At 67.5% G+C, this 21125-nt stretch carries 21 protein-coding genes; 13 read left to right on the forward strand and 8 right to left on the reverse strand.

Annotated elements, in window-relative coordinates:
• The first annotated feature begins 19 nt into the window (after positions 1–19).
• The 4 genes from BRO63_RS30580 to BRO63_RS30595 all read left to right on the forward strand — a co-directional run bounded on the left by BRO63_RS30580 (position 20) and on the right by BRO63_RS30595 (position 3379).
• Positions 20–883: an MBL fold metallo-hydrolase gene (locus BRO63_RS30580; protein WP_088143330.1), complete on the forward strand. Its 864-nt coding sequence runs from the start codon at positions 20–22 to the stop codon at positions 881–883.
• A gap of 95 nt (positions 884–978) precedes the next feature.
• Positions 979–2445, forward strand: coding sequence for a polyphosphate:AMP phosphotransferase (gene pap, locus BRO63_RS30585; RefSeq protein ID WP_088143331.1), 1467 nt, complete (start codon positions 979–981; stop codon positions 2443–2445).
• Positions 2446–2468: 23 nt separating this feature from the next.
• On the forward strand, positions 2469–2918 hold the full coding sequence (locus BRO63_RS30590; protein WP_088143332.1) for a GNAT family N-acetyltransferase: 450 nt from the start codon (positions 2469–2471) through the stop codon (positions 2916–2918).
• Positions 2915–3379 carry an HIT family protein gene (locus tag BRO63_RS30595; RefSeq protein WP_088143333.1) on the forward strand — a complete coding sequence of 155 codons (465 nt, stop codon included), beginning with the start codon at positions 2915–2917 and terminating at the stop codon, positions 3377–3379. Before BRO63_RS30590 ends, BRO63_RS30595 begins: the two co-directional genes overlap by 4 nt.
• 13 nt (positions 3380–3392) lie before the next feature.
• On the opposite strand, the gene BRO63_RS30600 is transcribed toward BRO63_RS30595, so the two are convergent.
• A complete protein-coding gene (locus tag BRO63_RS30600) occupies positions 3393–4550 on the reverse strand; it encodes a glycosyltransferase (protein ID WP_088143334.1) in 1158 nt (385 codons plus the stop codon).
• Positions 4551–4552: 2 nt separating this feature from the next.
• Positions 4553–4930 carry a hydrogenase gene (locus tag BRO63_RS30605; RefSeq protein WP_088143335.1) on the reverse strand — a complete coding sequence of 126 codons (378 nt, stop codon included), beginning with the start codon at positions 4928–4930 and terminating at the stop codon, positions 4553–4555.
• Between the two features lie 226 nt (positions 4931–5156).
• Here BRO63_RS30605 and nhaA point away from each other — a divergent pair, with 226 nt between their 5' ends.
• From nhaA to tenA, 3 genes are all read left to right on the forward strand, one after another.
• Positions 5157–6377: a Na+/H+ antiporter NhaA gene (nhaA, locus tag BRO63_RS30610; protein ID WP_088143336.1), complete on the forward strand. Its 1221-nt coding sequence runs from the start codon at positions 5157–5159 to the stop codon at positions 6375–6377.
• Between the two features lie 65 nt (positions 6378–6442).
• A complete protein-coding gene (locus BRO63_RS30615) occupies positions 6443–6832 on the forward strand; it encodes a DUF488 domain-containing protein (protein ID WP_088143337.1) in 390 nt (129 codons plus the stop codon).
• 81 nt (positions 6833–6913) lie between these two features.
• A complete protein-coding gene (gene tenA, locus BRO63_RS30620; RefSeq protein ID WP_088143338.1) occupies positions 6914–7576 on the forward strand; it encodes a thiaminase II in 663 nt (220 codons plus the stop codon).
• Between the two features lie 44 nt (positions 7577–7620).
• Here tenA and BRO63_RS30625 read toward each other — a convergent pair whose 3' ends face one another.
• From BRO63_RS30625 to BRO63_RS30640, 4 genes are read right to left on the reverse strand one after another with little or no spacing between them, the layout of a single operon-like run.
• Positions 7621–8277, reverse strand: a complete 657-nt coding sequence (locus tag BRO63_RS30625; RefSeq protein ID WP_256942978.1) for a DUF799 domain-containing protein — start codon at positions 8275–8277, stop codon at positions 7621–7623.
• Complete coding sequence (locus BRO63_RS30630) at positions 8274–8672, reverse strand: DUF4810 domain-containing protein (protein ID WP_088143339.1); 399 nt, start codon at positions 8670–8672, stop codon at positions 8274–8276. The genes BRO63_RS30625 and BRO63_RS30630 overlap by 4 nt, the downstream gene beginning before the upstream one ends.
• Positions 8669–8992 carry a hypothetical protein gene (locus BRO63_RS30635; protein ID WP_088143340.1) on the reverse strand — a complete coding sequence of 108 codons (324 nt, stop codon included), beginning with the start codon at positions 8990–8992 and terminating at the stop codon, positions 8669–8671. The genes BRO63_RS30630 and BRO63_RS30635 overlap by 4 nt, the downstream gene beginning before the upstream one ends.
• A gap of 3 nt (positions 8993–8995) precedes the next feature.
• Positions 8996–9949, reverse strand: coding sequence for a CsgG/HfaB family protein (locus BRO63_RS30640; protein ID WP_088143341.1), 954 nt, complete (start codon positions 9947–9949; stop codon positions 8996–8998).
• 129 nt (positions 9950–10078) lie between these two features.
• Here BRO63_RS30640 and BRO63_RS30645 point away from each other — a divergent pair, with 129 nt between their 5' ends.
• The 3 genes from BRO63_RS30645 to BRO63_RS30655 all read left to right on the forward strand — a co-directional run bounded on the left by BRO63_RS30645 (position 10079) and on the right by BRO63_RS30655 (position 14197).
• Positions 10079–10840 carry a uracil-DNA glycosylase gene (locus BRO63_RS30645; RefSeq protein ID WP_088143342.1) on the forward strand — a complete coding sequence of 254 codons (762 nt, stop codon included), beginning with the start codon at positions 10079–10081 and terminating at the stop codon, positions 10838–10840.
• Positions 10841–11117: 277 nt separating this feature from the next.
• Entirely contained in the window at positions 11118–12920 is a 1803-nt protein-coding gene (locus BRO63_RS30650) for a DEAD/DEAH box helicase (RefSeq protein ID WP_088143343.1), read from the forward strand.
• An 89-nt stretch (positions 12921–13009) separates the two neighbouring features.
• Complete coding sequence (locus tag BRO63_RS30655) at positions 13010–14197, forward strand: class I SAM-dependent methyltransferase (protein WP_088143344.1); 1188 nt, start codon at positions 13010–13012, stop codon at positions 14195–14197.
• Positions 14198–14251: 54 nt separating this feature from the next.
• Here BRO63_RS30655 and BRO63_RS30660 read toward each other — a convergent pair whose 3' ends face one another.
• Positions 14252–15352, reverse strand: coding sequence for a CCA tRNA nucleotidyltransferase (locus tag BRO63_RS30660; protein WP_088143345.1), 1101 nt, complete (start codon positions 15350–15352; stop codon positions 14252–14254).
• Positions 15349–17499, reverse strand: a complete 2151-nt coding sequence (locus BRO63_RS30665; protein WP_088143346.1) for a lytic transglycosylase domain-containing protein — start codon at positions 17497–17499, stop codon at positions 15349–15351. The genes BRO63_RS30660 and BRO63_RS30665 overlap by 4 nt, the downstream gene beginning before the upstream one ends.
• A gap of 106 nt (positions 17500–17605) precedes the next feature.
• Here BRO63_RS30665 and BRO63_RS30670 point away from each other — a divergent pair, with 106 nt between their 5' ends.
• The 3 genes from BRO63_RS30670 (at position 17606) to BRO63_RS30680 (ending at position 21113) form a co-directional block, all read left to right on the forward strand.
• Positions 17606–18280 (forward strand): 5-formyltetrahydrofolate cyclo-ligase, encoded by a 675-nt coding sequence (locus BRO63_RS30670; RefSeq protein ID WP_088143347.1) that lies wholly within the window; start codon positions 17606–17608, stop codon positions 18278–18280.
• A gap of 425 nt (positions 18281–18705) precedes the next feature.
• Entirely contained in the window at positions 18706–20139 is a 1434-nt protein-coding gene (locus tag BRO63_RS30675; protein WP_088143348.1) for a circularly permuted type 2 ATP-grasp protein, read from the forward strand.
• Between the two features lie 2 nt (positions 20140–20141).
• Positions 20142–21113: an alpha-E domain-containing protein gene (locus BRO63_RS30680; RefSeq protein WP_088143349.1), complete on the forward strand. Its 972-nt coding sequence runs from the start codon at positions 20142–20144 to the stop codon at positions 21111–21113.
• Positions 21114–21125 lie beyond the last annotated feature (12 nt).

The following is a 21125-nucleotide window of genomic DNA, read 5'->3' on the forward strand; positions in this document are numbered from 1 at the left end:
CGCTGCGACGCGAGCGTCCATGTCTCCCCAGATCCAGGCTTTTTTCGATCCCGTCACCGCCACCGTCACCTACGTCGTGCATGAGCCCGCGCCGGGCGGCGCCTGCGCCATCATCGACTCGGTGCTGGATTACGATCCCAAGTCCGGCCGCAGCAGCACCGCCAGCGCCGACCGCGTGGCGGAGTACGTGCGCCAGCACGGCCTGAAGACCGAATGGCTGCTGGAAACCCATGCCCATGCCGACCACCTGTCGGCGGCGCCCTACCTGCAGCGGCAGCTCGGCGGGGTCATCGCCATCGGCCAGAGCATCCAGACCGTGCAGGGCGTGTTCAAGAAGATCTTCAACCTGGAGCCGGAATTCCAGCTGGACGGCTCGCAGTTCGGCCATCTGTTCGCCGACGGCGAGACCTTCCGCATCGGCGCGCTGACGGCGCAGGCCATCCACGTGCCCGGCCACACGCCGGCCGACATGGCCTACCTGATCGGCGACGCGGCCTTCGTCGGCGACACGCTGTTCATGCCTGACGTGGGCACGGCGCGCTGCGACTTTCCCGGCGGCGACGCGCATCAGCTGTACCGTTCCATTCAGCGCCTGTTGAGCCTGCCCGCCGACACGCGGCTGCATATGTGCCACGACTACCCGCCCGCCGGCCGCGTGGCGTCCTGGCAGACCACGGTGGCCGAACAGCGCCGCGCCAATATCCACGTGCGCGACGGCGTCGGCGAAGAAGACTTCGTGGCCATGCGCACGCGGCGCGACGCCACGCTCTCCATGCCCACCCTGATCCTGCCCGCGATCCAGGTGAACATCCGCGCCGGCCACTTCCCGCCACCCGAGGACAACGGCGTGCGCTACCTGAAGATCCCCGTCGACGCGCTCTGAGCGCGGCGGCAGGCGCCGCGATCCGGGCTTGCGCGCCCGGGGCTTATCCCGCAAGATCGTCCGATCGCAGAATTGCCGATCAGACGGATCTCCCCATGTTTGCAGAAGCCGAAGCCGACCCCAGCCTGTCCAAGGAAGAATTCAAGCCGCTGGAAGCGAAGCTGCGCGTCGCTTTGCTGAACGCGCAGTACCAGCGCCTGCAGAAGGCCGACAAGACGCTGCTGGTGGTCATCGCCGGCATCGACGGCGCCGGCAAGGGCGCCACCGTCAACCTGCTGAACGAATGGATGGATCCGCGCCACATCAAGACGCTGGCCTATGGGCCGCGCGAAGGCGCCGCGCTGGAGCGTCCACCCTTCTGGCGCTACTGGAACGACCTGCCGCCCAAGGGCAGCACCGGCATCGTGTTCGGCTCCTGGTACGCGCCGCTGCTGCTAGAGGCGACGCGCAAGAAGCCCGACCAGAACAGCATCGAGGCGCAGGCCGCCGCGATCCGCCACTTCGAGGCCATGCTGGCCGCCGAGGGCGTGCAGATCGTCAAGCTCTGGTTCCATTTGTCGGCCAAGGCGCAGAAAGAGCGGGCCCAGCGCCTGCTCGCCAGCCCGGAGACCTCCTGGCAGGTCAGCCCGATCGACCTGAAGGTCTACAAGAAGTACGACCGCATCCGCAACGCCGGCCAAGTGGTGCTGAACCGCACGGACAGCGGCCACGCCCCGTGGGTCGTGATCCCCAGCGCGGACGAAGACATGCGCGCCGCGCGTACCGCCGAAGCCGTGTTGGCCGCCATGCGCCAGCGCGGCGTGCCGCGCATTCCGGCCGCCTTCGTGGCGCACGCCCGGACCACGCGCATCGTCGACCGCCTGGGCGAGCTGGACTACGACGCCAAGACCGACAAGGACGACTACGAATCCGAACTGGGACTGCTGCAAGGCCGGCTCGCGCGCGCCGCGCGTTCAAAGAAGTTCCAGGACCGCTCGCTGGTGCTGGTGTTCGAAGGCCAGGACGCGGCCGGCAAGGGCGGCGCGATCCGGCGCGTGACGCATGCGCTGGACGCGCGGCAGTTCGACATCACGCCCGTGTCCGCGCCCAACAGCGAGGAACTGGCCCGGCCCTATCTGTGGCGCTTCTGGCGCCACGTGCCGCGCCACGGCCGCATCGCCATCTTCGACCGCTCCTGGTACGGCCGCGTGCTGGTCGAACGCGTCGAAAAGCTGACCGCGCCCGCCTGCTGGCGCCGCGCCTACGCCGAGATCAACGACTTCGAGGGGCAACTGGCCGCGAGCGGCGCGCTGGTGCTGAAGTTCTGGCTGGCGGTGACGCCGGACGTGCAGCTGGAGCGCTTCAAGGAACGTGAGAACTCACCCTTCAAGAACTTCAAGATCACGGCCGACGACTGGCGCAACCGCGACAAATGGAAAGACTACGCGGATGCCGCCAACGAGATGCTGGCGCGCACCGACCTCGCGCACGCGCCCTGGCATCTGGTGTCCGCCAACGACAAGCGCTACGCTCGATTGCAAGTGCTGCGACACATCGTCGAAGCCATGGAAGACCAACTCTGAATCCCGCCTGGAGGCCGCAAGCCATGAGTACCGCAGAAATCCGCCCCATCGTCGCCGCCGACTTCGAAGCCTGGCTGCCGCTGTGGAAGGGCTACCAGGAGTTCTATCGCGTCAACATCGACGACGCGGTCACGCGCAACACCTGGGCGCGCTTCCTGGACCCCGCCGAACCCATGCACGCGGCGCTGGCCTACGAAAGCGGCCGGGCGGTCGGCATGGTGCACTGGATCTTCCACCGCTCCACTTGGACCGCGGGCGACTACTGTTATCTGCAGGACCTGTACGTGGACCCGGAAGTACGCGGCACCGGCGCCGGCCGCAAGCTGATCGAGCACGTGTACGCGCAGGCCGCCGCCGCCAACTGCTCGCGCGTGTACTGGCTGACGCATGAAACCAACGCCACCGCCATCCAGCTCTACGACCGCATCGCCGACCGTTCGGGCTTCATCCAGTACCGCAAGGTGATGCCTTGAGCGCGCGCGACCCCAACTGTCCGCTGTGCCAGGAAGACGGCGGCACGCTGCTGTGGCGCGGTCCGCACCTGCGCATCATCGAAGTGGACGACGCCGACTATCCGGGCTTCACCCGTGTGGTCTGGAACGGGCACCTGGCCGAGATGACCAGCCTGTCCACCCACGGCCGCGACCTGCTGATGCGGGCCGTGTACGTGGTGGAAGAAGCGCAGCAATCGGTCCTCGCGCCGGACAAGATCAACCTGGCTTCGCTGGGCAACATGGTGCCCCATCTGCACTGGCACGTGATCCCGCGCTGGCGCGGCGACCGCCACTTTCCCGATCCGATCTGGGCGGCGCCGCGCATCGCTCCCGGCGCGGAACCCGCCGAATGGAAGGAACGCCAGCAACGCCTGCAGGCGCTGCTGCCGCGCTACCGCGACCGGCTGGTCGAGGCCATGAACGCCCTGCTCTGGCACTGAGCCGCGGCTCGTATCAGGCGGCGCGCGCCGGCCCCCGCAGTTCCGCCAGCCAGCCAGCATAAGCCTGTTCAACCAGGCCGGCTGTGCGTTCGGCGGAAAACAGGCCTTGCCCCCGGATCAGCTCGCGGCCCGCTTCGCCCATGCGGCGGCGCAAAGCCGGGTCGGCCAGCAGGCTTTCCAGTGCCGCCGCCAGCGCCGCAGGATCGCCGGGCGGCACCAACAGGCCGGTCACGCCGGCCTGCATGGTTTCGGGCACGCCGCCCACGTCGGTGCCGATGACCGGCACCCCCATGGCCGCGGCCTCGATGAAGACGGTGCCCAGCGCCTCGCGCAGCGTCGGCAGCGCAAACACGTCGAAGGCGGTCAGGACATTGCCGATGTCGTCGCGTCGGCCGGTGAAATGAACGCGCTGCGCCAGGCCCAATGCCGCCACCTGCGCCTGCAGCTGCCCCGCCATGGGCTGGCCCTCGCCCACCAGCACCAGATGCGCCGTCGGAAACGTGGCGGCGATACGCTGGAACGCATCGATCAGGTCGCAATGCCCCTTGTCCGCCCGCATGACGGCCACGCAGCCGACCACCAGCGCATCCTCCGGCAGGCCGAGTTCACGCCTGACGCAGACGCCGCCATGCACCTGGGGCAGCACCACCGGCGAATGGATGGTGGCGATGGCCTCTGGCCGCGCGCCGCCGTCCAGCAGCTGGCCGCGCACGTAGCGGCTGACGGCGATGACGCGATGCGCCAGCCAGGTATAGGCGTAGAGCGAATTGATGGGCTTGGCCAGATGGCGCGTGCGCACGATGAGAGGCGTGCCGGCCAGGCGTGCCGCAAACGCGCCCAGGACCGTATCGCGGCGGCTGTGCGTATTGACCACGTCGAAGCGCCCGCGGCGCAACAGCCGGCGCACGAACGCGACGCCGCGCGTGAAGTTGAGCGGGCCATCCATGGGAATGAGGTGCACCGTGAAACCGGCCTCGCGCAAGCGCTTGCCCAGTTCCGCCTCCGGCTGGCAGACCGCTTCCAGATGATGGCCGCGCTCACGCATGGCTATCATTTCCTTGTAGATGCAGAACTCCTGGCCGCCGAACGAGGTGGCCGCTTCGGTGTGCAGGATGCGCAGGCGCGCGTCGGGGCCGGGCCGGTTCTGGAGGGATTCGATGGAATTCGGCATGATCAGGACTGGCCGCCTTGGGAGGCGTCCGCGCCGCTCCAGCAACGGCCCTGCGACAACAGGTAGGCTTCCAGGTAGGCGATGTCTTCCTGCTCCAGCGCCGCGGCGCCCACGCTGGCGCGGTCGCGCGGGCATTCGGCAGCGTGCAGCCGGCCATCGGACCAGACGCGCACGGAACCGGTGCGGGACAGATCGAAGCGCGCCCCGGCCCGCGCCCAGTCCAGCAGGCGCGTGCTGGGGATCAGTTGGCGGGTCTGATAGACGCCGTGAGGACTCCGGGCCGCAGGCGCCGTGAGCGCATCGCCCACATCCACCAGGCGGCTCGCGGCGCCAGGCTTGGCGGGCGTGTAGGTCAATACCGTAAGAGGACGTAATGGCATTTGGCTAGCAAGAGTCGCCAGGCGGCCTTGCAAGCCAGGACTGGTCGGGATTCGAGGGAGAGTTTGGTCGCCGGACAAGCAACGCCAACAATTCGACGCTGATGAGCTGTTTTTTCAAATAATTGAAAGATGTTCGACGAAGTAGAAGAATCCCGAAATACTAATTCAGGTAAAATTCAGGAATGAAACGCGCATCTTATCAAAACGTAAGCAAGGGCGGTACTGCATGAATTTCCAGGCCGTCCCTCCTCAAAAGCCGGTCTCGTTCCTGCAATCGTTCCTCCGTTCCGAAGCGCTGGGCGGCTATGTCCTGATGCTGGCCGCACTCGTCGCGCTGGTGGTGGCCAACAGCCCGGCAGCGCCCGCCTACTTCAACGTGCTGGAGACCAAGCTCGGCTTTCACGTAGGTCCGGTCCTGCTCAAGGAAACCGTGCTGCACTGGATCAACGACGGCCTGATGGCGGTGTTCTTCCTGCTGGTCGGGCTTGAGATCAAGCGTGAAGTCCTGGACGGCCAACTGCGCGGCGCCGCCCGCATCGTGCTGCCCGGCATCGCCGCCCTGGGCGGCATGGCGCTGCCTGCGCTGATCTACGTGCTGATCAACTACGGCAGCCCCGACACCTTACGCGGCTGGGCCATTCCGGCCGCGACCGACATCGCCTTCGCGCTGGGCATCCTGGCGCTATTGGGCAGCCGCGTACCGACCTCGCTGAAGATCTTCCTGACGGCGCTGGCCATCCTGGACGACCTGGGCGCCATCGTCATCATCGCCTTGTTCTATACCGCCGAACTCAATGTGTTCGCGCTGAGCATGGCGGGCGCCCTGCTCGCCTGCCTGTTCTGCCTGAACCGCGCAGGCGTGCTGCGCCTGACGCCCTACCTGCTGATCGGCGCCGTGCTGTGGTACTTCGTCCTGAAGTCCGGCGTGCATGCCACGCTGGCTGGCGTGGCGCTGGCGCTGACCATTCCGCTGCGCCCGCAGAACCAGGGCCATCCGGGCGCGCATTCGCCCCTGCATGTGCTGGAACATGCGCTGCACAAGCCGGTCGCCCTGCTGATCGTGCCGATTTTCGGCTTCGCCAACGCCGGCGTGTCCTTCGCCGGCATGGGCCTGGGCAGCCTGGCGCAGCCGGTGCCCCTGGGCGTGGCGCTGGGCCTGTTCCTGGGCAAGCAGCTGGGCGTGTTCGGTTTTGCCTGGCTGGCCATCAAGAGCGGCATCGCCACCCTGCCGCGCCACGCCAGCTACATGCAGCTGTATGGCGTGTCGCTGCTGTGCGGCATCGGCTTCACCATGAGCCTGTTCATCGGCGCCCTGGCGTTCAGCGATCCGGCCGCCATCGACGCCACCAAGATCGGGGTGCTGACGGGCTCGCTGGCGTCCGCCGTGGTCGGCTTCCTGGTGCTGCGCGCTTGCGGCACGCGCGCTGATGCCGCGGAAAATCCTTGATCGCGGGTTGAATACGGGCGGCGGGCGCTAAAGTAGCGGGATCCGCCACCCTTTCTGGAGCCGCCATGAAACCGTCCGCCATCGCCGTGCAACGCGTCTACGAGGGCTTGGGCCCGGAAGGCAGCTACCGGGCGCTGGTGGACCGCATGTGGCCGCGCGGCCTGCGCAAGGCGGACCTGCATCTGGACGAATGGGCCCGCGACATCGCACCCACCCTGGAACTGTGCAAATGGTTCAGCCACATCGAGGATCGCTGGGAAGAGTTCCGCCAACGCTACCAGGCCGAACTGGCGGAACCCGAGCAGCAGGCCCGCATGGCCGCCTTGCTGGACGCGGCGGGCGAACGCGCGCTGACCCTGCTCTATGGCGCCCGCAACACCGAACACAACCAGGCCGTCGTGCTGCGCGACGTCCTGCAGGACTATGTCCGCCATCACCGCAAGCGCAAGGCCTGATGCCGCTCACGCCTTGATACCCTAGCCTGCTTTATCGACCGGCGCGCAGCCGCGCGCCGACAGCCTGCCTTGAGGAACCCCATGTCTTTCAGCTCCGACGCCTGGGCGCGCAACGCCGCACTCTACGAAACCACGCGCGACATGCCGTTCAACCGCGAACTGGCCAGCGGCCAGCTCGACGAGAACGCATTCAAGCACTACATGATCCAGGACGCGCACTATCTGGTGGCGTTCGGACGTGCGCTCGCCATCGCCGCGGCCAAGGCCGACGACGCCGACGGCGTGGTGCAGTTCGCGGAAGCGGCCAAGGGCGCGGTGGTCGCCGAACGCACGCTGCACGCGGGCTTCCTGCAGCAGTTCGGCATCGATGACGCCACCTTCGAAGCCACGCCGCTGACCCCGGCCTGCCACCACTACACCAGCTACCTGCTCGCCACCGCCTGGAGCGCGCCTTACCCGGTGGCGCTGGCGGCCCTGCTGCCGTGCTTCTGGATCTATGCCGAAATCGGCCGCGAGATCCATGCGCGGGCGGCGCAGCCCAATCCCTACGCAGCCTGGATCGAGGCCTATGCCTGCGAGGACTTCCATGCCCTGGTGCGCAGGGTCATCACGTCGGTCGATCGCGTGGCCGAAAAGGCGTCCGCCGAAACGCTTGCGCAGATGCACGCGGCGTATACCCGCGCCGCGCAGCTGGAATGGATGTTCTGGGATTCGGCCTATCGCCAGGACGGCTGGCCGGTTTGAATGGCGCGCGGCCGGCCTGCCGGCCGGCCGCAACCCCGCACGGATCAGAACGACTTCTGATCTTTCAGGTACACGGGATCGTAGGGCCCGGCGGGCAAGCCTCGGCCCTGGACGTACACCGCCGTGGTGTTGGCCTGGCGTGCCAGCGGCATGTAGCTGGGCGCGGCCTTCTCGATGGCCGCGCTGATCAACGCGCCGATCAGACCCTGGTCGGTGCGCGAAGCGTAGGCCGCGCTCTGCTGGGTCTCCCAGATCGTTTCGCCGGTCTTGCCGCTCTTTAGCGTATAGGTCAGCGCCACCGTGACGGTGGTGCCGATCACCGCGTAACGCGCGTCCCAGCGCTCGATGGAGATGTACAGCACGCTGTCTGCGCCAAACAGGCCGGCAAGGCGGACAGGGTCATTGGCATGGACCATATCCGCATCCGACATGCCCTCTTCATTCATGACCTGTTTGACGAGGTTCACGGGGAACACGTAGTAGCCGCGTTCGGCCAACGGCCTGGTAATGGTGGTCAACAGGGAATCCGGCGCGTCCACTTCGACGCTGCGATTCACCACGGGCACGACCAGCACGGAACGCGGGTTCTCCGCGCGGAACTTGCTGTAGTCGTTCTTTTCGACAGTGCGCGGAGCGGCGCAGCCGGCCAGCGCCGCAGCGGCGCAAACCGCAAGCGCGGCCTTGATCAGTCGTAGCATCATCCTTGCACCTGTTTGGTATCGCCAGCCTGCGGCTTCGTTTCCACGGCGCCGCCGGCGGTCTTGATCATGCCATCCATGAAGCGCGCGGACTCCGGCCATGCGGCTTTTTCCTTCTGGAAGTACGCAACGGCTTCGCCGTTGCGCTGCGCCAGCATCAGCATGTAGCCATACTCGGCGTAGATTCCGGGCGCCGCCGGCAGCTTGCCGGCCTCGGCCATCTGAATGGTTTTCTCGAGTTCGGCCATGTATTCGGCGGACTGGCCCGGCTGCTTGTAGAACGAGTGCAGCGCATCGTCATACTTGCCCCAGGTGTATTTGCTGTTGTTGTTCTGAGCGCAACCCGCGCTCAACAACAATGCCGCCGCCACGAGCGGGACGGTAATGAGACGCTTCATTTCACGTTTCCTTTGCCTAGATCAAGAATCTTTCGTTGGCCGCCGGACAGATAGATCTGCTCCTGATGGACGACCGTGCCGTTGCGTTCGACCTGGACGCGGTGCACGCCTTCCTCCACGCGCACCACGGTCATGGCGCCATCCACGGTCACGTTGGGATCCAGCGGCAGCCCGTCCACCTTGATGACCGTGCCCGGCGGCTGGCCGACGAAGCCCAGCGTCGGGCGCGTCGTCCCGGAAGACACCTGGCCATGGGGCGCTGCGCAGGCGGCAAGCTGCGCGGCAAGGGCCAGCGCGATGGCAATTCGTACGGATCTCATGGTTTACCTCTTTGCCTGGGCCACGAATACGCCCTTGGCGCCGGGCGGAATCGCACCCGATACCAGTTCGCAGATCGCCCCTTCGTTGGTTTCCGTGTCGCCGAAGAAATCGACCACGCGCAGGGCGCCTACCGCGGAAGGCGGCAGGTCGATCATGAATCCCGTCTGGTCGTTCTTCACTTTCTCGCCGGCCTGGTAGACCACCAGTTGGTCCCCGGCCTTGAGCCCTTGGCGCGCGCCGCCCGCGATCAACACCTGGCGGCCGGAAGCCTTGAGGATGGCGGTGCGCCACGGACGCTCTTCCATCTTGGTGATCAGGCGCCCGATCATGTCCGAAATAGCCGCCCCGATGGCCTGGTCGTTCAAGGTGCCGTCGTAGTCGGCCTTGCTGCCCCAGCCGGCAATCTGGCCGGATTCGGTGCTGGCATTGCCGCTGCCGGTCACGGAAAAGAACACGTGTCCCGTGCGTACGTCGACCAGGCGCGCTTCAACCTTGGCTCGGGCGGTCTGCACCTTGGTAGCGCTGAGAAAACCCGCCTTGCCCTCCGTGCTGCGGCCAAATTCCGTCAGGGAACCGACGATGATGGTGTCCACGCCGATCAACCCGGCGTCCCCGGAGATCTTCTGTTCCGCCAGCACCTGATTCAGGTCCGAGCGCTCGAATACGAGGAAACGCTTGGAGTCGGTCAGGCGGCTGGCAAGCATGTCGGATGTCTGCTTGCCCAGCGGATCCTGGTTCGCGTCGGTCTGGAACGTGCGGCCATAGCGCGTTTCGTTGCTGAATCGCGCGATGGCGATCTTGCGCTTGAGTACAGGCGCTTCGGGTTGCGCCGCGGTCTCCTGGGCCTGGACCTGCTCGGTGCGGCTGGCGGGCGCTTCCGTAACGGCCAGCGGCTTGGAAACGGTGGCGCACCCGGCAAGCGCCAGCGTTGCTGCCAGGGCTATATAGATTCTCAACACATTCTCCTTAAATCTTCACATGTATTTCGTATTGAAATCACGCGTATCTATCCATAACGGACGTTACGATGTGTAATTAAGGGTGGTTGGAGAATTGCTGGCGCACGGCATGCCAAAATCCCGCCCATGCCGACCGATAACCGACTGATACCCCTGGCCCTCGCCGCCCAGACGGCGCAACTGCCCGCCGCCTGGCAGGAGGCTTTTGCCGCCAAGCCTGTGGCCGACGCGCTGGCCGCCGTGACCGCTCATGTGGAAAAGCGCCTGGACGAAGGCGCGACCGTCTATCCCGCGACGCCTTTCCGGGCCCTGCACGGTCTGGCGCCGTCGGACGTGCGCGTGGTGATCCTGGGCCAAGACCCCTATCACGGCCCGGGACAAGCCCAGGGCCTGGCCTTCTCGGTGCCGGACGACTGCAAGCGGCCGCCCAGCTTGCGCAACATCTTCAATGAGATCGCCCAGGAGTTTCCGGGCACCCGCGTGCCCGCCGGCAACGACCTGAGCCCTTGGGCGGATCAGGGCGTGCTGCTGCTGAACACCGCGCTGACCGTGGAAGACGGCCAGCCCGCCTCGCATGCCAAACGCGGCTGGGAAACGGTGACGGACGCGTTGATCGCCCTGGTCGCGCGCGACCCGTCGCCCAAGGTTTTCATGCTCTGGGGCGCCCATGCCCAGGCCAAGCGGACGTTGCTTCCAGACAACAGCGGCCACCTGGTCCTGATGTCCAACCATCCCTCGCCCCTGTCCGCCAGAAGGCCCCCGGTGCCCTTCCTGGGCTGCGGCCATTTCCTGGCCACCAATCAGTGGCTGACCAACCAAGGGAAAAACCCTATTGATTGGGAGCTAGACAAAAAAATAATTCCCATGCAAGGCGAATTCGGGTTATGATCGCCGCACTGCACAAAACGAGTTCGGCATTTACCGCCTTGATTTAGCGGAATTTTTCGCAGTCTGCCGGGTGACACAGCCCCGGCCCCATGCCGAACATCATCGATTCCTGACCTCCTTTCCTTTCGCCCTGCGTTCCACTCAGTACACGAGAACGCGCCACGCGCACGGTTGATTCGGTCGGCACGATGCTCCATCAACCGTCGCCTGGATCCGGCCGCCTAATCCCCTGGCCCGACCAAGCACTGCGTCGCATTGATTGCGGCAAGGGAAAGTAATGTCTTTCGAAAACCTGGGTCTTGCGCCCGCTCTGTTGTCGGCCGTCCAAGAAGCTGGCTTCTCCACCCCCACCCCCGTCCAAGCTTCGGCCATTCCGCAAGCGCTGGCTGGCCACGACCTGATGGTGTCCTCGCAGACGGGTAGCGGCAAGACCGCGGCCTTCATGCTGCCGGCCCTGCACCGCATCGCCCAGATGCCCGCCAACAAGGGCGTCGGCGTGCAAGTGCTGGTGCTGACCCCGACCCGCGAACTGGCCCTGCAAGTCACGGACGCCACCGCCACCTACGGCCGCAAGCTGGCCGACCTGCGCACCGCCACCGTGGTGGGCGGCATGCCTTACGGCGCGCAGCTCAAGGCGCTGTCGCGCCGCGTGGACGTGCTGGTCGCCACCCCCGGCCGCCTGATCGACCACCTGAACTCGGGTCGCGTCAAGCTGAACACCGTGCACACGCTGGTGCTGGACGAGGCCGACCGCATGCTGGACATGGGCTTCATCGAAGATATCGAGACCATCGTCAGCCGCCTGCCGGAAGGCCGCCAGACGCTGCTGTTCTCGGCCACGCTGGACGGCACCGTCGCCAAGCTGGCCTCGCGCATGATGCGCGAACCGCAGCGCATCGAGATCGCCGGCGCCAAGGAAAAGCACACCAACATCACGCAAAGCCTGCTGTACGCGGACGACGCCAGCCACAAGATGCAGCTGCTGGACCACGTGCTGCGCGACGCCTCGCTGGATCAGGCCATCGTCTTCACGTCGACCAAGCGCGGCGCCGACGATCTGGCCGACCGCCTGGCCGACCAGGGCTTCGCCGCCGCCGCCCTGCACGGCGACATGAACCAGCGCCAACGCACCCGCACGCTGTCGCAACTGCAGCGCGGCCAGCTGCGCATCCTGGTCGCCACCGACGTGGCCGCCCGCGGCATCGACGTGCAAGGCATCAGCCACGCCGTCAACTTCGACCTGCCGATGCAAGCCGAAGACTACGTGCACCGTATCGGCCGTACCGGCCGCGCCGGCCGCAGCGGCCTGGCCTTCACGCTGGCCACGCATTCCGAGCGCCACAAGGTCCGCCGCATCGAGCACTACATCGGCCAATCGATCACCCCTGAAGTGATCGCCGGCCTGGAACCCAAGCGCACCCCGCGTCCCTCGACCGGCGGCGCCGGCCCGCGCGGCGGCAAGCCCTCGTTCGGCAAGCGTCCCGGCGGCGGCTACCAGGGCAACCGCGAAGGCCGTTCCTTCGGCGGTCCGCGTGGCGAATTCAAGCCGCGTGAAGGCGGTTATCAAGGCAACCGCGACGGCGCTCCGCGCGAAGGCGGCTACCAAGGCAATCGTCCGTTCGGCGACCGTCCGGCCCGTTCCTTCAGCGATCGCCCCAGCTTCGGCGACCGTCCGCAGCGTGAAGGCGGCTACCAGGGCAACCGCCCGTTCGGTGACCGTCCCCAGCGCGAAGGCGGCTTCCGCGGCGGCGACCGCGACTCGCGTCCCAGCTTCGGCGACCGTCCCAGCTATGGCGACCGCCCCCAGCGCGATGCCCGCCCGTTCAGCGAGCGCGGCCCGCGTGAAGGCGGTTTCCGTGGCGGCGACCGCGACTCGCGCCCCAGCTACAACGACCGCGCCAGCTTCGGCGACCGCCCCAGCTTTGGCGATCGTCCCAGCTTCGGCGACCGCCCGCAGCGTGAAGGCGGCTTCCGCGGCGGCGACCGCCCCGAAGGCGGTTTCCGTGGCAAGCCCTCGTTCGACAAGCGCCCCGGCGGCCCCGCCAAGCGCTTCGCCAAGCCGGCGGACCGCCGCGGCTAATCCGCCCGCTTGAGCCCCACACAAACCCCGCGCCTGTCGCGGGGTTTGTTTTTTGGGAAAATGTCCGCTTGTCCACGCCCCACCCGACCATGCAACGATCCGCCCCCGCCAACCTGCCCGCCCTTACTCCCGCCGCCCAGGAACACAGCGACGCCGCCGCCGCGCATCTGCGCGCCACGATCGCCGCCCATGGCGGCTGGCTGTCGTTCGACCATTGGATGGCGCAGGCGCTATACGCGCCCGGGCTGGGCTATTACGCGGCCGGCAACGTCAAGCTGGCCGAGGCCGACGGCGACGTCCGCGCGCCGGCCGGCGACTTCGTCACCGCGCCCCAGCTGACGCCGCTGTTTGCCCGCACGCTGGCCCGCCAGGCCGCCCAGGTGCTGCGCCAGACGCAGACCGACGCCGTGCTCGAATTCGGCGCCGGCACCGGCGCCCTGGCCGAAGGCGTGCTGCGCGAATTGGATGCGATGGGGCTGGATCAGACCCGTTACCTGATCCTGGAAGTGTCGGCCGACCTGCGTGCCCGCCAGGCCGAACGGCTGGCGGCATTTGGCGATCGCGTGCAATGGCTGGACGCGCTGCCCCAGCGCTTTGCCGGCTGCGTGCTGGCCAACGAAGTGCTGGACGCGATGCCGGTGTCGATCTTCCGCTGGAGCGAGGCAGGCGAGGTCCTGGAACGCGGCGTGGCGGTGGATGCCGCGCAAGGATTCGTCTGGGAAGACCGTCCCGCGCCGCCCGCGCTGGCGGCCGCCGTCGCCGCCCGCATGCCGGCCCTGCCGGGCTACGTGTCCGAGATCAACCTGCAAGGCGAAGCCTGGATCGCCGCCATGGGCGGCTGGCTGGAGCGCGGCGCGGCGCTGTTGCTGGACTATGGCTTTCCGCGCAGCGAGTACTACCATCCGCAGCGCGCCGGCGGCACGCTCATGTGCCACTTGCGCCATCACGCCCACGGCGATCCCTTCACCGCGCCGGGCCTGCAGGACATCACCGCCCACGTCGATTTCACCGCCATGGCGGACGCGGCGCTCGAGGCCGGCCTGCAAGTCCTGGGCTACACCTCGCAGGCCCGCTTCCTGATGAACGCGGGGTTGATGGAGCTGTTGGCGCAGCTGGATCCGAGCGACGTGCAGCAATACGCGCAGGCGGTGGCGCCCGTGCAGAAGCTCTTGTCCGAATCGGAGATGGGTGAACTGTTCAAGGTGCTGGCGGTGGGACGCGGCATCACCGAGCCGCTGGCAGGGTTCTCGCGCGGCGACCGGCTGGGCAAGCTGTAAAAACGCGTGGCGGCCTCATAGGGATGGCCGCCTCGTTTCAGATCGATAGCGGCATCACTGCGCGCGCAAGCGCTCCAGGCGCGCGGCCCGCACCTGTTCCTTGATGCGCGCCGGCTCTCCGGCGCAAGCTTTGGCGATCGCCCCGGCGTCCACGCCGCGCACAACCGCCACGCGCGACTGCCAGGCCGCGCGGTCCACGGAGCGCAGCACGGCCGCCGCGTCCAGCAGATCCAGAAAACGTTCCGGCTTGCGCAGCGCATCGGCGCGCTCCATCAGCGCCAGTTGCGCGTCGGCGGGGTCACCGCCCTGTTCCGCCGCATCCAGCCCCGCCAGCACTTCCGGCAGCAGCCGCGCGTAATCGTTGCATTCGGTCGGCACGCGCAGGCGGCGGCCCATGGCGTCGCGTTCAGGGCTAAGCCGGCACAGCAAGGCATAGCGGCCCGGCAACGACAAGTCCTGCGCGGCCGCGCGGTCCACATCCGCCAAGACCTGCTCCATTCCTTGCAGTTCGGGCATCACGCGCGCCAGCGCGCCGCATTGCTGCAGGATGCCCAGCATGCGCGACGGCGCCGCCGCCATCAGGCCGCGCGACAGTTCCTTCCAGACCCGTTCGGCCACCAGCGCGTCGGCCTCGCCGGCCTCGACCATGCGGCGGCACAGCGCCAGGGTTTCGGGCGCCACCGAAAAATCGGCGAAGCGCGCCGCGAAGCGGGCCAGCCGCAGGATGCGCACCGGATCTTCTTCGAAGGCGTCGCCGACGTGGCGAAAGATGCGGTCGCGCACGTCAGCCGCGCCGCCCAGGGGATCGACCAGTTCGCCGTCCTGCTTCTGCGCGATGGCGTTGACGGTCAGGTCGCGGCGGCGCAGGTCTTCTTCGAGCGTGACGTCCGCGCCGGTGTAGAACGTGAAGCCCTTGTAGCCCCGCCCCGACTTGCGCTCGGTGCGCGCCAGCGCGTATTCCTCTTTGCTGCGCGGATGCAGAAAGACGGGAAAGTCGCCGCCCACGGGCACGAAGCCGCGGCGCGCCATGTCCTCGGGCGTGGCGCCCACCACGACCCAGTCGTGGTCGCCGGGCGGCAGGCCGAGCAGCGCATCGCGCACCGCCCCGCCCACGATATAGACCTGCAGGCCATCCGTGGCCGGATCCCGCGTCATGGAATCGAGGTGCTTTCCGCGCCCAGCGGCACGATGTTGCCCAGGCGTTCCTTCAGGGACTGGGGCTGGCCGGTGAACATGGCGGCGTAATACACCGAGTTGGACATCACGTTCTTGACGTAAGTGCGCGTCTCGTTGAACGGGATGGTCTCGGCGAAGATGGCGCCTTCCACGGGATGCGTGAAGGTCGAGCGCCAGTTGTGCGGACGGCGCGGGCCGGCGTTATAGCCCGCGCTGGCCAGCATCTGCGAACCGTTCAGGTCGCGCAGCACCATGTTCAGATAGTTGGTGCCGAGTTCGGTGTTGGTGTCGAAGTCGTTGACGCTGTCGGGCGTGAAGTTGCTCATGCCGATCTTGCCCGCGACCCACTTGGCCGTGGCCGGCATCAGCTGCATCAGGCCGGAGGCGCCCACATGCGAACGCGCGTCCATGATGAAGCGCGATTCCTGGCGGATCAGGCCGTAGACCCAGGCCGGGTCCAGTGCGATGGCGTTGGCCTTGGCGGTGACGCGGCCTTCGAAGGGCGCGATGAAGCGCTGGCTGAAGTCGAACTCTTTTTCCGTGCGGTCGGAGGTGTTGACCACGCGGTCGTAGATGTTCTCGGCGCGCGCCAGTTCGGCGGCGGCCATCAGCTGGCGGTCGCTCATGCCGCGCAGCGTGAAGTTCCATTCCGGCACGGCTTCGGCGCGCCAGCCCAGGCGGAAGAGCTGGATCGCGCGGCGCAGGCCGGGATTGGCGCGGGCCTCGGTGATTTCCTGGTCGCTGATGGGCGCGGGGCGCGGCGGCACGGTGATGCGGCGGCCCAATTCCTCGGCGGCCAGCTGGCCGTAGAAGTCAAAGCGGTCGGCAATGCTGGCGTAGGCGGTGGCGGCCTGTTCCTTGTTGCCGCGCGCGGCCTGGCCGCGCGCCTTCCAGTAGATCCAGGACGAATCGGCCTGCTGCGAGGCAGGCATCTGGTCGATGGATTCGATGACCCACTTCCAGTCGATCTTGGGCTGGCGCAAGGCGGCGCGCACCTTCCAGGCGGCGTTGTACTCCGTCATGCGGATGTGGCCGGCTTCGTGGTACCAGTCGTCGGCACGGCTGTCGAGATTCAGCGCGGCGACCAGCGCGTATTGGCCGCGGACCCAGGCCAGGTTCGACTTGGCCATGGACTTGGACCAGTCCCCGGACTTGCCCCATTCGCGGCGCAGGTAGGAATCCGCCACGCTGACGTCGGAACGCGCCAGGCGCGCCAAGGCGATGGTCACAAGTTCCTTCTCGTTGCGGCCCACTGGCTGACGGCTCTGGCGCGTCAGCCACTTCATGGGATCCTTCATGAGCAGGTCATAGGTTTTCAGGTCGCCCGGCTCGAACATGTACTGCGCGAACTTGCGCGCATCGGCCGTCTTGTTGGCCTCGATGGCGTCGCGCAGCTGGGGCTCCAGCTGTTCCCAGCTCATGATGCCGTCAGCGACCAGCTGGTCGTACAGCGCCCAGCAGGCGCCGCCGGGCGCGAACACGGCGGCGGCCTGCGCCGCCGTGGCGCGCTGCCCCGTCATGTGCTTGGCATCGAGGATGGCGCACTCGATCTGCGCATTGCTGTTCTTCACCGGCGCAAGCTTGCGCACGGTTTCGAAATCCCCGCTGCGGGCCGCGGCCAGCAGCCAGTCGCCGCGCAGGCGGTCGGCCAGATAGGCGTCGGAATTGCCGCTGACGAACTTCTGCAGGTCCGCGGTGGGCCGGCCCGTGGCGGGCGGGGTCCACAACTGGTAGCGCAGCAGCCAGTATTCGGGATACATGCCCAGCGGATCCGGCTTGGCCTGCGGCACCAGCGCGCCCAGCACGGACCACTGCTTGCGGTTCATGGCTTCGCGCGCCGCGACCACGGCGGCCAGCGCGGGTGTCTGGGAAGTCGGCGGCAGGCCGGCCAGCACCGCCGGCGGCACGGAAATGGCGGGCTGCGCAGCCTGAACGGCCGGCTGGGGCTGGGGCTGGGTGTTGACCGATGCGCTGCGCTGCTGCGCGTCCACCGGCGCACAGGCCGCGGTGAACAGCGCCAGCAGCGGCAGCCAGCGACGCAGGCCGGGCGTGGCCTCGGTGGCCGTGGCGGACCCGGATTTCCGCGTGGATTTCTGATACCGTCCGGGTTGCAGAGTCTGTGTCATGCCCTGTCCCTCATACACTGGCCCAGCATGGCGGCAATCCGCAAGTTCGTCCGCGTTTTCGTCCGCGTTTTCGCCATCATTTGTCCATCCCTCTTACAGCCACCGCATGACTACGCAAAATACTCCAGAGGATACCGCAGTACCGCTACGCGCGCGATTGCGGAAACTGCGCGCCGAACTGCCGGAGGACCAGCGTAGCCGTGGCGGCCTGCTCATGCGTGCACGCCTGTTCACCTGGCTGAATGTGGCGCGCGACGAAGCCTTGCGCGCGGGCCGCCCCGCGCCCGCCACCGTGGCCGCCTTCTGGCCCATGGCCGACGAGCCCGACCTGCGCCCGCTGCTCGAGCAATGGGTCGAGAACGGCGTGGCCGTGGCGCTGCCCGTGGTGCGCGAACGCAACGCTCCGCTGGCCTTCCTGCCCTGGACGCCCGACGCGGAATTGCGCGCCGGCCCCTATGGCATCCAGGAACCGGTCGCTGGCGCCGAACTGCTGCCCGACGTGGTGCTGGTCCCGACCCTGGGCTATACCGAACAGGGCGACCGCCTGGGCTATGGCGGCGGCTATTACGACCGCACCCTGACCGCGCTGCGCGAGCGCGGCCACCCCTTCATCGCCATCGGCATCGCCTGGAGCTGCGGCGAACTGGACGCCGGCTATGAACCCGCCGCCCACGACTTCCCGCTGGACGCGGTGCTGACCCAGGACGGCTGGGTGCCCCAGGCGCCGCTGGAACAAGGCGGCACCGGCGGCACCACGCTGCACAGCTTCCGCATGAACTGACGCACCAGCTTTGCCCCGCCAGTTTGCACCAAAACGGTGCACGGCCTAACATAGACAGCTAAGCCGGGTTCCATCCCGGCCCCATCGCGCAGCACCCGCGCACCGTTGCGCGGCCCGCCTCGGCAGCGGCGCCCCCGCTCAGCCTATCCCTTCCCCCTGGCCACGCTTTTCCGCGCCAGCCCGACTGACCCCGTTCTACCCGCCAGCCCCGGCCAGTCCGCGCCTGGCGCCCACGCCATCCCCAGGCCTCAGCCGCCGCGGCGATGGCGTCGCAACGCCCTTCGGAGGATATTGGTCCCCAGGGGCGCCCCCACGCGCGCCGGCCAAGCTGGCACGCGGGTTGCTTAATCCATTGCAACCGGCCGGACATCGGCCGGACGGCGGCCGCGCGCAAGCCGGCTGCCGGCACCTGTACCGGAGGAGCCATGAAGGACAGATCACCCCGTCCCGCCGCCTATGACGAAATGCGCGACAGCGCTGGCGGCATACGCTCCCACTACCAGGCTTTCGAGCGCTGGCATGACGAGCAGTCCGCCCAGGCCATGGCCGCGCGCCGCCTGGAAGCGGACTTGAGCTTTCGCCGGGTCGGCATCACGTTTTCGGTGGCGGGCGACGCGGCCGGCACCGAACGCCTGATCCCCTTCGACCTGATCCCGCGCGTCATCCCCGCCGCCGAATGGCGCCTGCTGGAAGCCGGCCTGAAGCAGCGGGTGCGCGCGCTCAACATGTTCATCCACGACATCTATCACGGGCACGACATCGTGCGCGCGAACATCGTGCCGGCCGAACAGGTGTTCCTCAACGCCCAGTACCGCCCCGAGATGCAGGACGTGGACGTGGCCGAGGACATCTACTGCCATATCGCCGGGGTGGACATCGTGCGCGCCGGCGCGGGCGAGTTCTACGTGCTGGAAGACAATTTGCGCGTGCCGTCCGGCGTGTCCTACATGTTGGAGAACCGCAAGATGTCGATGCGCTTGATGCCCGACGCCTTCAGCCGCATCAAGGTGGAACCGGTGGCGCACTACCCCGACCTGCTGCTGGACAACCTGCGCGAAGTGGCGCCGCACGGCGGCGACGATCCCACCGTGGTGGTGCTGACGCCGGGCATGTACAACTCGGCCTACTTCGAGCACGCCTTCCTGGCGCAGCAGATGGGCGTGGAACTGGTGGAAGGCCAGGACCTGTTCGTCGAGCAGAACACCGTCTACATGCGCACCACGCAGGGGCCCCGCAAGGTCGACGTGATCTACCGCCGCCTGGACGACGACTTCCTCGATCCGCTGTCGTTCCGCGCCGACTCCGCGCTGGGCGTGCCCGGCCTGCTATCGGTGTACCGCGCCGGCCGCGTGACGCTGGCCAACGCCATCGGCACCGGCATCGCCGACGACAAGTCCACCTATCTGTACGTGCCAGACATGATCCGCTTCTATCTGGGCGAGGAGCCGATACTGTCCAACGTCCCCACCTGGCGCTGCAACCGGCCGGACGAGCTGTCGCATGTGCTGGCCCATATGCACGAACTGGTGGTGAAGGAAGTCCACGGCTCGGGCGGCTACGGCATGCTGGTGGGGCCGTCGGCCTCGCGCGCCGAGGTCGATGCGTTCAAGGACCGGGTGCGCGCCAACCCCGCCAACTACATCGCCCAGCCCACGCTGGCGCTGTCCACCGTGCCGACCTACGTGGAATCGGGCGTGGCGCCGCGCCACGTGGACCTGCGCCCCTACGTGCTGTGCGGCAAGGACATCCGCACCGTGCCGGGCGGCCTGTGCCGCGTGGCGCTGACCGAGGGCTCGCTGGTGGTCAACAGCAGCCAGGGCGGCGGCACCAAGGACACCTGGGTGCTGGAGGAGAACTGAACATGCTGAGCCGAACCGCCGACAACCTGTTCTGGATGTGCCGCTACACCGAACGCGCCGAGAACACCGCCCGCATGCTGGACGTGAACCTGCAGATGTCGCTGCTACCGCAGGACGCGCAGCGGCGCGAAGGCTCGTGGCTGGGCGTGCTGCGCATCTCCGAGCTGCAGGGCCTGTACCAGAGCAAGTACGCCTCCATCTCGCCGCACGACGTGCTGCAGTACATGGTGCGCGATCCCGAGAATCCCTCGTCCATCTACTCCTGCATGCGAGCCGCGCGCGAGAACGCGCGCGCCGTGCGCGGCAGCCTCACCACCGAGGTCTGGGAAACCTACAACACCACCTGGCTGGAACTGCTCAAGCACCTGCATACGGGCTTGCTGGAACGCAACCCGGGCGAGTTCTTCGAATGGGTCAAGTTCCGTTCGCACCTGGCGCGCGGCGTCACCATCGGCACCATGCTGGAGGACGAGGCCCTGTACTTCCTCCGCATCGGCATGCATCTGGAACGCGCCGACAACACCGCGCGCATGCTGGATGTGAAGTTCCACGAGCGCGGCGCCAACGGCCACGACGGCCGCGCCGAGCCCGCTGGCGCGGCCGCGCTGCAAAGCGAGTTCTACCGCTGGTCGGCGCTGCTCAGCTCGGTATCGGGCCTGGAGATCTACCGCAAGGTGTACCGCGACGTCATCACCCCCGACCGCGTGGCCGAGCTGCTGATCCTGCACGGCGACATGCCGCGCTCGCTGCTGGCCTCGATGCGCGCGGTGGCCGACGACCTGGCGCGCATCTCCAACCAGCGTTCGACCGAAACCGAAAGACGCGCCGGCATGCTGTGCGCGGAACTGCAATACGGTCGCGTCGAGGACATCCTGGACAGCGGCCTGCACCAATACCTGGAGCACTTCCTCGACCGCATCAACGATCTGGGCAACCGGATCAGCCAGGACTTCCTGGTGCCGTTGTCGGCCTAGCACGGAGACCAG

Source organism: Achromobacter xylosoxidans (assembly GCF_002192695.1).
In the GTDB taxonomy this organism is placed as follows: Bacteria; Pseudomonadota; Gammaproteobacteria; order Burkholderiales; family Burkholderiaceae_B; genus Achromobacter; species Achromobacter xylosoxidans_C.

Coding starts and splice junctions, on each gene's coding strand:
- BRO63_RS30580 (WP_088143330.1), top strand. CDS start 20: ATGTCTCCCCAGATCCAGGCTTTTTTCGATCCCGTCACCGCCACCGTC.
- pap (WP_088143331.1), top strand. CDS start 979: ATGTTTGCAGAAGCCGAAGCCGACCCCAGCCTGTCCAAGGAAGAATTC.
- BRO63_RS30590 (WP_088143332.1), top strand. CDS start 2,469: ATGAGTACCGCAGAAATCCGCCCCATCGTCGCCGCCGACTTCGAAGCC.
- BRO63_RS30600 (WP_088143334.1), bottom strand. CDS start 4,550: ATGCCGAATTCCATCGAATCCCTCCAGAACCGGCCCGGCCCCGACGCG.
- BRO63_RS30605 (WP_088143335.1), bottom strand. CDS start 4,930: ATGCCATTACGTCCTCTTACGGTATTGACCTACACGCCCGCCAAGCCT.
- nhaA (WP_088143336.1), top strand. CDS start 5,157: ATGAATTTCCAGGCCGTCCCTCCTCAAAAGCCGGTCTCGTTCCTGCAA.
- BRO63_RS30615 (WP_088143337.1), top strand. CDS start 6,443: ATGAAACCGTCCGCCATCGCCGTGCAACGCGTCTACGAGGGCTTGGGC.
- tenA (WP_088143338.1), top strand. CDS start 6,914: ATGTCTTTCAGCTCCGACGCCTGGGCGCGCAACGCCGCACTCTACGAA.
- BRO63_RS30625 (WP_256942978.1), bottom strand. CDS start 8,277: ATGATGCTACGACTGATCAAGGCCGCGCTTGCGGTTTGCGCCGCTGCG.
- BRO63_RS30630 (WP_088143339.1), bottom strand. CDS start 8,672: ATGAAGCGTCTCATTACCGTCCCGCTCGTGGCGGCGGCATTGTTGTTG.
- BRO63_RS30635 (WP_088143340.1), bottom strand. CDS start 8,992: ATGAGATCCGTACGAATTGCCATCGCGCTGGCCCTTGCCGCGCAGCTT.
- BRO63_RS30645 (WP_088143342.1), top strand. CDS start 10,079: ATGCCGACCGATAACCGACTGATACCCCTGGCCCTCGCCGCCCAGACG.
- BRO63_RS30650 (WP_088143343.1), top strand. CDS start 11,118: ATGTCTTTCGAAAACCTGGGTCTTGCGCCCGCTCTGTTGTCGGCCGTC.
- BRO63_RS30655 (WP_088143344.1), top strand. CDS start 13,010: ATGCAACGATCCGCCCCCGCCAACCTGCCCGCCCTTACTCCCGCCGCC.
- BRO63_RS30660 (WP_088143345.1), bottom strand. CDS start 15,352: ATGACGCGGGATCCGGCCACGGATGGCCTGCAGGTCTATATCGTGGGC.
- BRO63_RS30665 (WP_088143346.1), bottom strand. CDS start 17,499: ATGACACAGACTCTGCAACCCGGACGGTATCAGAAATCCACGCGGAAA.
- BRO63_RS30670 (WP_088143347.1), top strand. CDS start 17,606: ATGACTACGCAAAATACTCCAGAGGATACCGCAGTACCGCTACGCGCG.
- BRO63_RS30675 (WP_088143348.1), top strand. CDS start 18,706: ATGAAGGACAGATCACCCCGTCCCGCCGCCTATGACGAAATGCGCGAC.
- BRO63_RS30680 (WP_088143349.1), top strand. CDS start 20,142: ATGCTGAGCCGAACCGCCGACAACCTGTTCTGGATGTGCCGCTACACC.